Here is a 12,585-nt window from a genome sequence, read left to right on the forward strand (position 1 = left end):
GTGTCAGGCCTCCATGACTTCGGCAAGCGCCCGTCCAACCCGTCCGGGGCCGGGGAAGTAGTCCCATTCCTGCGCATGCGGATAGGGCGTATCCCAGCCGGCAACGCGCATGACCGGCGCTTCGAGATGGTAGAAGCAGTGCTCCTGCACGAGAGATGCGATCTCTGCGCCAAACCCCGACGTCAGGGTCGCCTCATGGACGACGACGCAGCGCCCGGTCTTGTTGACGGACTGCACGATGCTATCGAGGTCGAGCGGCAAGAGGCTGCGCAGATCGATCACCTCGGCATCGATGCCCGTGTCTTCGGCGGCGGCAAGCGCCACGTGCACCATCGTGCCGTAGGCGATGACCGTCACGGCTGAGCCCGAGCGCCGGATGTCGGCCTTGCCGATCGGGATCGAGTAATGGCCCTCGGGCACCTCTCCGAGGTCGTGCTTCGACCATGGCGTGACCGGACGCTCGTGGTGGCCATCAAATGGCCCGTTGTAGAGCCGCTTCGGTTCCAGGAACATCACCGGATCCGGATCCTCGATCGAGGAAATGAGCAGCCCCTTCGCGTCATAGGGATTGGAGGGTACGACGACCTTCAAGCCGCAGACATGTGTGAACAATGCTTCCGGGCTCTGGCTGTGAGTCTGGCCGCCGAAAATGCCGCCGCCAGTGGGCATTCGCAACACGATCGGGCATGTGAAGTCGCCGTTCGAGCGATAGCGGATGCGGGCCGCCTCCTGGGTGATCTGATCGTAGGCCGGATACATGTAATCGGCGAACTGGATCTCGACACAGGGCTTGAGACCATAGGCCGCCATGCCGATCGCGGTGCCGACAATGCCGGACTCGCTGATCGGCGTGTCGAAGCACCTTGTCTTGCCGTACTTTGCCTGCAGTCCTTGGGTGCAGCGAAACACGCCGCCGAAGTATCCGACGTCCTCGCCGAACACCACCACATTGTCGTCGCGGGCCATTGAAACGTCCATGGCGCTGCGCACCGCTTCAATCATCGTCATCCTGGCCATGTCAGAAACCTGCCTTCTGCCGCTGGCGACGAATGTGTGGCGGCATTTCCGCGTAGACGCCTTCGAAGATGTCTCGCACCGAGGGTCTGCCCCCTGCATGCAGCGTGCCGTGGTGCTCGGCCTGCTTCTGGGCTTCAATCACCTCATCCATGATTTCGGCTTCGGCCTGGACATGCCGCTCTTCCGACCATGCACCCCTGATGATCAGGTGTTTTTTCAAGCGCAGCACCGGATCGCCCAGTGGCCAGGCTTCGGACTCCGTCTTTGGCCGATAGGCGCTCGGATCATCAGATGTCGAATGGGCGCCAACGCGGTAGGTGACATATTCGATCAGGGTGGGGCCGAGGTTTCGCCGTGCCCGCTCGGTTGCCCAACGTGCGACGGCGTAGACCGCGAGATAGTCGTTGCCATCGACGCGCAGGGCCGGAATGCCGAAACCAAGTCCGCGCGCTGCAAACGTGCCGGAGCCGCCGCGGGCGATCCCCTGGAATGTCGAAATCGCCCACTGATTGTTGACGATATTGAGGATGACCGGGGCTTTGTAGGTAGAGGCGAACACCAGAGCGGAATGAAAATCAGACTCCGCCGTCGAGCCGTCGCCGATCCAGGCAGCCGCGATCCTGCTGTCGTTCTTGATGGCCGACGCCATGGCCCAGCCGACCGCCTGGACATATTGGGTGGCGAGGTTGCCCGAGATGGTGAAAAAGCCGTGTTCCTTCGACGAATACATGATCGGCAGCTGGCGCCCTCGCAACGGATCGCTTTCGTTCGAGAAGATCTGGTTCATCATCTCGACCATCGGATAGTCGTCGGCGATCAGGAGACCTGCCTGGCGGTAGGTCGGGAAGTTCATGTCGCCCTTGCGAAGCGCCTTGCGGAAGGCGCAACTGACTGCTTCCTCGCCGAGATGCTGCATGTAGAAGGACGTCTTGCCCTGCCGCTGCGCCATGAGCATGCGAGCATCGAAGGCGCGAAGCTTCATCATGTTGCGCAAGCCGGTCAGCAACTCTTCGTCGGAGAGCATGCCCGACCATGGGCCGACAGCCTCTCCCTCGCGGTTGAGGACACGAATGATCGAGTAGGCGAGGTCGCGGATCTCTTCCGGCGCAACGTCGACCTCGGGGCGCGGCACCACGCCTGCCTTGGCTATCTTCACGTTGGAGAAATCGGGTAGACCGCCCGGCCGGACGGCAGGTTCCGGCACATGAAGGCTCAGTTGAGCTGTGTCCGTCATATCGTATTTTCCCTCCCAACTGCGATGTTCGCTTCTCTCCTCAAAGAGGAACGCCGCAGTTCTTGTTCTTATAGATTGCGCGCGATCACCATTCTCTGCACGTCGCTTGTGCCTTCATAAATCTGGCAGATGCGCACATCCCGATAGATGCGCTCGACCGTATAGTCCGCCATATAACCGTAGCCCCCATGGATTTGGATCGCATCCGAACAGACCCGCTCTGCCATCTCGGACGCGAAGAGCTTGGCCATCGATGCTTCGGAGAGGCACGGCAGGCCATTGTCGCGCAGTGCCGCAGCGTGAAAGACGAGTTGGCGCGCCGCTTCGATCTGGGTCGCCATATCCGCAAGGCGAAAGGCGACCGCCTGGTGCTCTATGATCGCCTTGCCGAAAGCCGTGCGTTCGCGTGCATAGTCGCGCGCTGCCTCAAAAGCGGCGCGTGCCATGCCGACAGCCTGAGCGCCGATGCCGATGCGACCGCCTTCGAGATTTGCCAGCGCGATCCGGTAGCCTTCGCCCTCCGCACCCAACCGCAATTCGGCCGGGATGCGCATGCTGCTGAAGGCGATCTGACAGGTGTCGGTCGAATGCAGGCCAAGCTTTTCCTCGACGCGGACGACTTCGTAGCCCGGCGTGTCGGTCGGTACGATGAAGGCGGTAATCCCCTTCTTGCCGGCATCCGGATCGGTCACCGCAAAAACGATGATCATCTGACCGTTCTTGCCCGACGTGATGAATTGCTTGGCGCCGTCGAGCACGTAGTGATCGCCATCGAGGCGCGCGCGGCTGCGCAGGTTGGACGCTTCCGAACCTGCTTGCGGCTCCGTCAGCGCAAAGCCGCCAATCCATTCGCCGCTGGCAAGCTTCGGCAGGAAACGCTGCTTTTGCTCCTCGGTGCCGAACTTCAGGATCGGTACGCATGCGACCGAACTGTGGACGCTCATGATCGTCGAGCATGGCCCGTCGCCTGCAGCGATCTCCTCGAGAGCTGCTGCATAAGCGAGCGTTCCGGTATTGGAGCCGCCATATTCCTCGGGAACCAGCATGCCAAGCAGACCGAGTTCGCCCATCTCGCTCAGCTCTTCGCGCGGAAACCTGTGTTCCCGGTCACGTGCTGCCGCACCAGGGGCAAGTTGCTCGCGGGCAAAATCGCGTGCCAGATCGCGAATTTGCTGCTGGAGATCGGAAAGAACCATGCTTGCCTCCTTGCTGTCCGCTCTAGTGCCGCTCGATGGCCACGGCGGTCGCTTCGCCGCCGCCAATGCACAGAGCTGCCATCCCGCGCTTCAGGTCGTAGCGTTTGAGGGCGGCAAGCAACGTGACCAGGATACGCGCGCCGGATGCGCCGATCGGGTGGCCAAGAGCGCAGGCTCCGCCGTGCACGTTAACCTTTTCCTCTGGTAGCCTGAGGTCGCGCATCGCAGCCATGGCGACAATCGCAAAGGCCTCATTGATCTCGAAGAGATCGACGGTCTCGAGCGGCCAGCCGGTGCGATCGGAGAGCTTCTGCAAGGCGCCGATCGGAGCCGTAGCAAAGAGATTGGGCGCCTGCGAGTGTGTGGCGTGTCCAGTAATGGTCGCGAGCGGTGCCAGTCCTTTGCGCTCGGCCTCGGAACGACGCATCAGCACGAGGGCGGCCGCACCGTCGGAAATCGAGCTGGAATTGGCAGCTGTCACGGTCCCGCCGTCACGAAAGGCAGGCTTGAGGAGCGGGATCTTGTCGATCTTCGCCTTGCCCGGCTGCTCGTCCCGGCTGACCGTTTGTTCGCTCTTTCCCGCAGCGATCGTGACTGGCGTGATCTCGGCCTCGAAGCAGCCGGTGTGGATCGCCTCTTGCGCTCGGGTCAATGATGTCACCGCATAACGGTCCTGCGCCTCGCGCGTGAACTGGTAAGCTTCGGCGCAGTCCTCGGCGAAGGTGCCCATCAAACGTCCCTTGTCATAAGCATCCTCCAGCCCGTCGAGGAACATATGATCGATGACGCGTCCGTGGCCGAGCCTGTAACCGCCACGGGCACGATCGAGAAGATAGGGCGCGTTGGTCATGCTTTCCATGCCGCCGGCGACGCCGATCGTGGCGCTGCCCGCTGCCAGGAGATCATGTGTCAACATGACGGCTTTCATGCCGGAGCCACACATCTTGTTGACGGTGGTTGCACCGGTCGAGAAAGGCAGGCCCGCGCCGATCGCCGCCTGCCGGGCAGGCGCCTGGCCGAGGCCGGCCGGGAGCACGCAGCCGAAGACGACCTCGTCGACGGCATCCAGCTCCACGCGGCTTCGTTGAAGTGCCGCGCGGATCGCGGTGGCACCGAGGTCGGGCGCCGTTGCCCCTTTGAGTTCGCCTTGGAAGCCGCCGATCGGCGTGCGCGCCGTTCCGACAATGACGACAGGGTCCTGCAAAGCCATGTTCAAGTCTCCTGGTCAAAACGCGCTAGCGCGCACTCATGCGCAGTGCGCCGTCGAGGCGAATGACCTCGCCGTTCAGCATGCTGTTTTCACATATATGGCGCACCAGCGCCGCAAATTCCGCAGGCCTTCCGAGGCGCGGCGGGAAAGGCACGCTCTTGCCGAGCGCTTCCTGCACCTCATGTGGCATGCCGGCCATCATCGGCGTCTCGAAGATGCCCGGGGCGATCGACACGACCCGAATTCCATGGCGGGCAAGCTCGCGTGCAATCGGAAGCGTCATCGAGGCAATGCCACCCTTGGACGCTGCGTATGCGGCCTGTCCAACCTGTCCATCGAAGGCCGCGATCGATGCGGTGTTGACGATGACGCCGCGCTCCCCCTCAGCGTCCGGGTCCTGCTGCTGCATGGCAGATGCCGCCAATCGGATCATATTGAACGTGCCAACGAGGTTGATGGTGATCGTGCGCACGAAGCTGTCGAGGTCGTGGGGGCCGTTGCGACCGATGATCTTCTCGCCCGGCGCCACGCCGGCGCAGTTCACCAGCCCGCTCAGGCCGCCAAAGGCCTCCATCGCGGCGGCCACGACAGCTGCACCATCCCCGGCGCTCGTCACATCGGCCCTGATGTATCTTGCGTTCACCCCGAGTTCCGCGGCGATCGCTTCGCCGGCAGTCTCGTTGAGGTCGGCGATGATGACGCGCGCGCCGTTCTCAGCCAGCATGCGCGCCGTGGCAGCGCCCAGGCCAGAACCTCCACCGGTAACGATAAAGCTTCCTTCACGGATCAGCATCGGTTTGCTCCCATCACCTCGCGATCGTCTGCCCGAACCGTGCCAACCTCCCCGGCCCAGCCCAAGCTGACGGATTCTATTCCGTCGCCATATTGCAAGCGATGACAAAAATGCTGCATTGTTTCGGACAGTTTTGCCATAGGTGGAGGAGCTGGTGGCTGACATTGAGAGACGCATGATCGCGCGCGGCTTCGTCGAGGAGGCGCTTGACAGCTTGCGCCGAACAGGGCGGCCGACAGTGCCAATTCTTGTGTCGCTGGGGCTGCCCGAGGTTATCGATGAGCCCGTATCCGCCGAGAGCTATGGCGCTCTCTGGCTTGCGATTGCCAAGGAGCTCGATGACGAGTTTTTCGGGATGGGCGGGCGTCCGATGCGCAGCGGCAGCTTTACGCTGCTTTGCCATTGTGTCCTGCACGCGCCGACGCTCGGCCATGCGCTGCGACGGGCACTACGTTTCCTCGACGTAGTGCTGGACGATCCGCGTGGGAAGCTTGTTGTCAGAGACGGGCTTGCCCAGATCGAGTTAACGGACGCCTGTGAAGCACGGTCGGCCTTCGCCTATCGCACCTATTGGATCCTTATCCATGGGATAACCTGCTGGCTGGTCGGCAGACGCATTCCGATTCGGCTTGTCGATTTCCGTTGCGCCGAGCCGACGCAGGGGGCTGACTATCGGCTCTTCTTCGGAGCGCCCGTCAGGTTTGGACAACCAACCAGTCGCCTCGGTTTCGACAGCGCAATGCTGGATTTGCCGGTCACGCGCACGGAACAGGCGCTGAAGCAGTTTTTGCGGGGCGCACCGGCCAATATCCTCGTGCGCTATCGCTACGATGCGGGGCTCGCCTCCAGCGTCAGGCGGCGCCTGGACAAGTTGCCTCCGGCCGCATGGAAGACATTTTCGGATCTCGCTGTTGAAATGCGGATACCGCCCTCAACCTTGCGTCACCGCTTGCGTGACGAAGGCCAGAGTTACGCCGGCATCAAGGATGACATACGCCGCGATCTTGCCGTCGATCTGCTGCTCAACACGTCGAAGACAACAGGCGATATCGCCGCCCAGCTTGGCTATTCGGAGCCCAGCGCCTTCTTCCGAGCCTTCCGCAAATGGATGTCGAAAAGCCCCGACGCGTTCCGGCGCGAGGGCAGTGGCGCGGCCGGGCAGGACGGGCGCAGCTCGAGGACTATGCGTCACGTATCCCGGATCGAGCCCTGAACATTTCAAAGTTCCGCCCTCGGCGCAGGAAGATACCCGGCTGACGATGTATTTAAACGGCGCACCATTGCCGTGCCGAGTACGAGGGGCCGCTGTCGAGGAGGCGCCTGCGATATGGCGGCGGCGAGCATTGCGGACTATCATATTCCTTCGTGCATTGGTGCTTCGGCCATGTCAGACGTGTGTTGAGGGCCATCGAGTGCATGTGTGTACTTAAAAGGAAAGGTTGATCGGTATGACGGCCGCTCGCGAGGATTTGCGGGACTTTTTGCGCGGAGAACCGGATTGCATACTCGTCGAAGTGACGGGAGCAGCCGGCTCGACGCCGCGCGATACCGATGCCTGGATGCTGGTGTCCAAGAGCCGCTCCTTTTCAACGATCGGCGGTGGTCAACTGGAATATATGGCGATCGACCAGGCACGACGGGCGCTCCGCCAGTCCCAGTCGGTAGCGACGATGAGCATTCCTCTCGGGCCTGAGATCGGTCAATGCTGCGGTGGTCGCGTTGGCCTTTCCTTCACCGCGGTCACAAACGAACTGGCCGATGAGTTGATTGCTCGGGCCGATGACGAGATTGCCCAACGGCCCCATGTCTATGTCTTTGGAGCCGGTCACGTCGGCGACGCATTGGCCCTTGCACTGTCACTGGCGCCATTGCGCACAATACTGGTCGATACCCGTGAAGACGAGCTTGCCGCCTCGCGTGCTTCGGGGATCGAAACGTGCCTGACCGCAGTGCCCGAGGCGATCGTGCGCAATGCACCGGCAGGAAGCGCGTTTGTCATCCTCACCCACGATCACGCGCTCGACTTTTTGATTGCCACGGAAGCACTGCGTCGGGACGATGCCGCCTATGTCGGGATGATCGGCTCGAAGACGAAGCGTGCGACCTTCAGGAATTGGTTATCACGCGAAGTGGGCAGGCCAGAGCTTCTTGATCGCCTCGTCTGCCCGATCGGCGGCACCGCCATAAAAGATAAGCGCCCCGCTGTCATCGCAACGCTGGCGGCTGCCGAGATTATGGTGGCGGTGCTATCTTTCGGCGCGGGGGCCAGTAGCGGAAAGCACAAGCTTAAGGCTGACGAATGACCTTTCGACGCCACCGCTCCCAGGCAGCCGTCGGGTTCCTGACCGACCGTGATTTGTTACGATGTCACGATCGGTGGCTATCCGATGCCAAAGGGAACTCTTGACAGAGGCGTATGAATTTCGCGCCTTCGATGCAATGTTGTTCTGCCTCGCGCGGCAAGCAGCCTATCCATTTCATGCCGGGAGCTGCCGAAACTGGTCAGCAGCCGCCGCGCTTCTCCCTTGTCGAGGCAATACTGTCTCTGCAACATGGCCGGTGAATACGATATCTCGCGTAACTCTTCTCTCATGACGTCTCCTTTCAACTAGGAAACAATCGCGGGCGCTCGGTCGTTCCTTCACAGCTTGAGACCGCGTGTAAGATTGGGCGAGGTCGAGGGCTACGGCCTGGCGGCTAAGCCGACTTCGGGCGATGGGTCGGACGGACCGTGTGGCGTTCGATCCGCCCCGCGACTGAAAAGATCAGCACCTCGACGTCCATGTCGATCCTGTCGCCATCCATGAGCCTGACCACGTCGTCGATACCAGAGGTCGGGTGGCCATCAATCGCAAGCAGATAGTCACCTTCCCGAAGCCCGGCTCGCGCTGCGGGACTGTCAATTTCGACCCGGCGCAGTCGCACTGCCGTTGTCTGGACAAGCCCGGCTTCCAGGGCCACGCGGCGTTGCAGTTCCACGGTATCCGCCGCGATGCCGATGTAGGCGCGCCTCACATGGCCGAACCTCAAGAGTTCCGACACAACATGCTTGGCGGTGTTGGAAGCGACAGAGAAGGCGATGCTTTGCGCACCTTGGATCACGGCCGTGTTAACGCCAATGACCTCGCCTGCCGAGGACACAAGCGGGCCTCCGGAATTTCCAGGATTGAGCGCCGCATCGGTCTGGATGATATCATCCATCAAGCGTCCGCTGGCGGCGCGCATCGATCGGCCGAGCGCGGATACGATGCCAGCCGTCACGGTCCACTCGAAACCGAGCGGATTGCCAATTGCGATTGCGATGTGGCCGCGCTTCAAGCTCTTCGAGTCCCCAAGCTTGGCCCAGGCGCCCGGCCAGTCGTTCGCTCGAATGAGAGCGAGGTCGCTGTCCGGATCCCGGCCCAGCACCTTGCCCTCGATCACAGCGCCATCTGGCGTTTTGATGCGAACGGTTTTGGCATCGTCGACGACATGGTTGTTCGTCACGACAAGACCATCGGGAGAGATCGCGAAGCCGGAACCGTGTCCGGCGCGGCCGCCCACCCTTTCGATGCGACTGACCGCGGGGCCGACGAGGTCGACCGCGTTCGATACAGAATGAGAATAGGCATCCAACAGGCTAGCGTCCTGAGACGGTTGGATGTCACGATCCAGGAATCCCATGAAAACTCCTCCGACGCGCAAGCGTCGCTTTGAGGAACGGCAGCGGCTGCAAAGGCGAGGGGCTGTCGGTTCGACAGGTTGAAATAGTGTCTATTCAGATGAGATTGTGCGCAACTTAAATCAAGGGGTGAGTCCGAGCTGCTGTAGCGGGCACGTTCAGAGACGCCGGCATCGCGCAGACCCATCACTGAAATTTGACCCAGGGGATGCAAGGCACCGTCGCCTGCATATCAAGCTGTGCTACATTTTTGACTGCTTGGATAAGGGGATTGGAGTGCCATGTTTGCGACGCTCGCGATGCTGATCAGCCTCTCCGGTGCAACCCCCGTTGTGGCGGAACCCGGGGGAGGCGAGGTTGACGTGAAACTCGTCCTCGCAGTCGATACCTCTCGATCCATGGATCAGGAAGAGGCTCGCATCCAGCGCGAAGGCTATGTCGAGGCGCTCAAGCACAGAGAATTCATCGACGCGGTGACCGGGGGCCTCACAGGCCGCATTGCGATCAGTTACTTCGAATGGGCGGGCTACGTGGTGCCGGATTCCGTCATCGATTGGCATGTGATCGCGACGGAGCAGGACGCGATCGACTTTGCCAACAAGCTCGAGCAGCGGCCGATCGCCACGCAGCGCCGCACGTCGATCTCCACCGCGATTGCGCAAGGGGCTGCGATGATCGTCTCCAGCCCCTACACCGGTATGCGACAGGTGATCGACGTCTCGGGAGACGGTACGAACAATTCCGGCAGTCCGGTTGCGCCAACTCGCGACAAGGCAGTGGAGACGGGCATGGTCATCAATGGACTTGCGCTCATGCTGCGCCCGTCCGGGGCTCCAGGCGGTCTCGACAGGTATTATGCGGATTGCGTGATCGGCGGCCCGGGTTCTTTCGTCTTGCCAGTCTACAAGATCGAGGATTTCGCCGTCGCGGTGCGGCGGAAACTTGTGCTTGAGGTCAGTGGTCTTCCTCCGCCGCCGGCGACACAGCGGATCGCCGGCCAGCCCGCGACCGACTGCATGATCGGCGAGCGGCAATGGCAGGACATGTTCGAGCGATGATCGCAAACCGGCTGCCGCCCTCTCAGCCCCTCAATGTGTCGCGCAGCACATCGAAGACGCGGGCATCCAACGTCTGGGACACATTGAAGCGCATAAAGTTCTGGGCTGATTGCGAAAGGCTGAACGCGTTTCCTGGGGCGAGGACAATTTTCCGTTCCAGGGCAGCGCGTGCAACATCGGCCGCATTGGCGTCTCCGGGCAACCGGCACCAAAGAAACATGCCTGCCGAGGGTTCCAGCCAGGGAACGATGCCGAGGTTCTTCAGCTTCGCCGAGACGTTAAACATCGCCTCCGAGAGCCGGCTGCGCAGAGCCTCGACATGCTTGCGGTAGCTGCCATCACTGAGGACCTTATAAACAAGTTCGGACGAAAGCCGCCCGCCGCCGAATGTGGTGGCGATCTTGAGGTCGATCAGTGCATCGACCCATTCCGGCTTTGCGGCGATGAAACCGCAGCGGGCCGAGGCCGACAGGGTTTTGGAGAAGCTTCCGATATGGATGACCCTGTCCAAGCCATCAAACGCCGCAAGACGGGGCGCCGGCGTGTGCTCGAAATCGGCGAAAATATCGTCCTCGACGATGGTGAGTTCGAATTGATCAGCGATCTTCAAGACCTTGTGGGCCGCAACAGGAGAAAGCGTAGCGCCTGTCGGGTTGTGGATTGCCGAGTTGGTGATGTAGAGGCGTGGTCGATGTTCAGCAACAACCTGGCCGAACAGTTCGATGTTCGGACCTGAGGGCGTATAGGGAACGCTGACGATCCTGGCACGATGGGCCCGCAGAAGCGCCTGGAAATTGAAATAGCAGGGATCATCTACCAGCACGACGTCATCAGGTTCGAGAAGGAAACGGCAGAGGAGATCGATCGCCTGTGTGCCCGATTCCGTCAGCATGATCTGATCCGGGGAGGCCTCCACGCCTCGCTCCGCCATGCGTCGCGCGATGTGCTGGCGTAACGCCGGTAATCCGAGGGGCGAGCCGTAGTCGGCGAACGCCGTGTTGTCGGCACGCGACAGTGTTCGCAAGGCCCGTCGAATGCCGTTTTCCGGAAGCCAGGACGGTGGGAGCCAGCCGCAGCCTGGCTTCAGATCCCCGTCATCGGCTTCAAGCGACTGCCGGGATACCCAGAACGGATCGACGGCTCGGTCCAGCTTGGGGCCGATGTCGGAGAGGGAAAATGGAGCGGCCTGGTTTGCGACGTAGAAACCCGAACCCGGTCGAGACAGGATCACGCCTTCGGCAACCAGGCGCTCATAGGCGTCGACGACGGTCGACGTGGACACGCCGGATGTTTTGGCCATTGCCCGAACGGATGGCAATTTCGCGCCTGGCGTCAGGTTACGGCCGGCGATCCGTTGCCGGATCGTGGCCATGACCGTCGCCACCCGGCTGGTGTTGAGTTCCGTATTTACATCCATCTGTACTGCTACCTCAGGCATAACAGTTTTGTTGAACTGTACCAGATTGTCGCTGGTGCTTCCATGGCTTTGGGCCGATAAGAACGGCATGTGAGAAAGGCAGTGTACATGGACCGCACCGCATCTGCGTGGCTTAACGGCCTTATCGGCGTAGTGATTTTCAGCGGCTCGCTGCCCGCCACGCGTGTGGCGGTCATGCAGTTTGATCCGGTGTTTCTGACAGTGGCGCGAGCGGGAATTGCAGGAGCACTGGCGCTTTTGCTTTTGCTGCTGTTCAAGGAGAAGCGTCCGGCAAGAGACGATCTGGTATCGCTGGTGGTGGTTGCCGCAGGCGTGGTGGTCGGCTTTCCATTGTTGACTGCGCTTGCCCTGCAGCATGTTACCTCGGCACATTCGGTGGTCTTTATCGGGCTCCTGCCACTTGCCACCGCCATCTTTGGCGTTATCCGCGGCGGCGAACGTCCGAAGTTGGCATTCTGGCTCTTTGCAGTGATGGGAAGTGCGCTGGTCTGCAGTTTCGCCGTGGCGCAGGGACTGAGTGCTGCGCCCCTCGGAGACGCCTTGATGATGGCGGCGATCGTCGTCTGCGGGCTTGGTTACGCCGAAGGGGCGAAGCTTTCGCGGAAACTCGGGGGATGGCAGGTCATTTCCTGGGCGCTCGTTCTCTCGCTGCCGCTGATGATCCTTGCATCGATCTGGTTCATGCCGACAAGCTTCTCGGGCATCAATGCTCCTGCACTGGCCGGCCTCGTCTATGTCTCTTTGTTCAGCATGCTGATCGGCTTTGTTTTCTGGTATCGGGGCCTGGCACAAGGCGGAATCGCGAGCGTCGGTCAACTGCAATTGCTTCAGCCCTTCCTCGGCCTGACGCTTGCCGCAACGCTGCTGCATGAAACGGTGACCTGGACGATGTTTGCGGTAACCGCAGCGGTGATTGCCTGTGTGGCGGCTGCCCGCAAATTTGCCCGATAGCGCGGCGCCTCGTCGTCGGCAGCGCTT

The 12,585-nt window shown here is 61.4% G+C and carries 11 protein-coding genes; 4 read left to right on the plus strand and 7 right to left on the minus strand.

All coding sequences use genetic code 11. From position 1 onward, the window contains the following. Nucleotides 1–3: 3 nt before the first annotated feature. From RHIBUN_RS0115380 to RHIBUN_RS0115400, 5 genes are all read right to left on the minus strand, one after another. Nucleotides 4–1,017 carry an alpha-ketoacid dehydrogenase subunit beta gene (locus tag RHIBUN_RS0115380; protein ID WP_018857997.1) on the minus strand — a complete coding sequence of 338 codons (1,014 nt, stop codon included), beginning with the start codon at nucleotides 1,015–1,017 and terminating at the stop codon, nucleotides 4–6. Nucleotide 1,018: 1 nt separating this feature from the next. After that, complete coding sequence (locus tag RHIBUN_RS0115385; RefSeq protein WP_025660205.1) at nucleotides 1,019–2,251, minus strand: thiamine pyrophosphate-dependent enzyme; 1,233 nt, start codon at nucleotides 2,249–2,251, stop codon at nucleotides 1,019–1,021. 68 nt (nucleotides 2,252–2,319) lie between these two features. Further along, on the minus strand, nucleotides 2,320–3,447 hold the full coding sequence (locus RHIBUN_RS0115390) for an acyl-CoA dehydrogenase family protein (RefSeq protein WP_025660206.1): 1,128 nt from the start codon (nucleotides 3,445–3,447) through the stop codon (nucleotides 2,320–2,322). 22 nt (nucleotides 3,448–3,469) lie between these two features. Next, on the minus strand, nucleotides 3,470–4,657 hold the full coding sequence (locus RHIBUN_RS0115395; RefSeq protein ID WP_025660207.1) for an acetyl-CoA C-acyltransferase: 1,188 nt from the start codon (nucleotides 4,655–4,657) through the stop codon (nucleotides 3,470–3,472). Between the two features lie 25 nt (nucleotides 4,658–4,682). Then, complete coding sequence (locus RHIBUN_RS0115400; RefSeq protein WP_018858001.1) at nucleotides 4,683–5,450, minus strand: 3-hydroxyacyl-CoA dehydrogenase; 768 nt, start codon at nucleotides 5,448–5,450, stop codon at nucleotides 4,683–4,685. Nucleotides 5,451–5,604: 154 nt separating this feature from the next. On the opposite strand from RHIBUN_RS0115400, the gene RHIBUN_RS0115405 reads away from it, so the two are divergent. Together RHIBUN_RS0115405 and xdhC are read left to right on the plus strand one after the other, a co-directional pair. Continuing rightward, complete coding sequence (locus RHIBUN_RS0115405; protein ID WP_025660208.1) at nucleotides 5,605–6,663, plus strand: AraC family transcriptional regulator; 1,059 nt, start codon at nucleotides 5,605–5,607, stop codon at nucleotides 6,661–6,663. A gap of 235 nt (nucleotides 6,664–6,898) precedes the next feature. Next, nucleotides 6,899–7,753 carry a xanthine dehydrogenase accessory protein XdhC gene (gene xdhC / locus RHIBUN_RS0115410; RefSeq protein ID WP_025660209.1) on the plus strand — a complete coding sequence of 285 codons (855 nt, stop codon included), beginning with the start codon at nucleotides 6,899–6,901 and terminating at the stop codon, nucleotides 7,751–7,753. A 394-nt stretch (nucleotides 7,754–8,147) separates the two neighbouring features. On the opposite strand, the gene RHIBUN_RS0115415 is transcribed toward xdhC, so the two are convergent. Continuing rightward, nucleotides 8,148–9,113, minus strand: coding sequence for a trypsin-like peptidase domain-containing protein (locus RHIBUN_RS0115415; RefSeq protein ID WP_025660210.1), 966 nt, complete (start codon nucleotides 9,111–9,113; stop codon nucleotides 8,148–8,150). A gap of 279 nt (nucleotides 9,114–9,392) precedes the next feature. Here RHIBUN_RS0115415 and RHIBUN_RS0115420 point away from each other — a divergent pair, with 279 nt between their 5' ends. Next, nucleotides 9,393–10,169, plus strand: a complete 777-nt coding sequence (locus RHIBUN_RS0115420; RefSeq protein ID WP_025660211.1) for a DUF1194 domain-containing protein — start codon at nucleotides 9,393–9,395, stop codon at nucleotides 10,167–10,169. Between the two features lie 22 nt (nucleotides 10,170–10,191). Here RHIBUN_RS0115420 and RHIBUN_RS0115425 read toward each other — a convergent pair whose 3' ends face one another. Next, on the minus strand, nucleotides 10,192–11,607 hold the full coding sequence (locus tag RHIBUN_RS0115425; RefSeq protein ID WP_025660212.1) for a PLP-dependent aminotransferase family protein: 1,416 nt from the start codon (nucleotides 11,605–11,607) through the stop codon (nucleotides 10,192–10,194). An 87-nt stretch (nucleotides 11,608–11,694) separates the two neighbouring features. Between RHIBUN_RS0115425 and RHIBUN_RS0115430 the strand changes: the two genes are divergently transcribed. After that, nucleotides 11,695–12,558, plus strand: coding sequence for a DMT family transporter (locus RHIBUN_RS0115430; protein WP_025660213.1), 864 nt, complete (start codon nucleotides 11,695–11,697; stop codon nucleotides 12,556–12,558). Nucleotides 12,559–12,585: the final 27 nt, after the last annotated feature.

This window comes from Rhizobium sp. IBUN, assembly GCF_000510625.1.
Classification (GTDB): domain Bacteria; phylum Pseudomonadota; class Alphaproteobacteria; order Rhizobiales; family Rhizobiaceae; genus Rhizobium; species Rhizobium altiplani.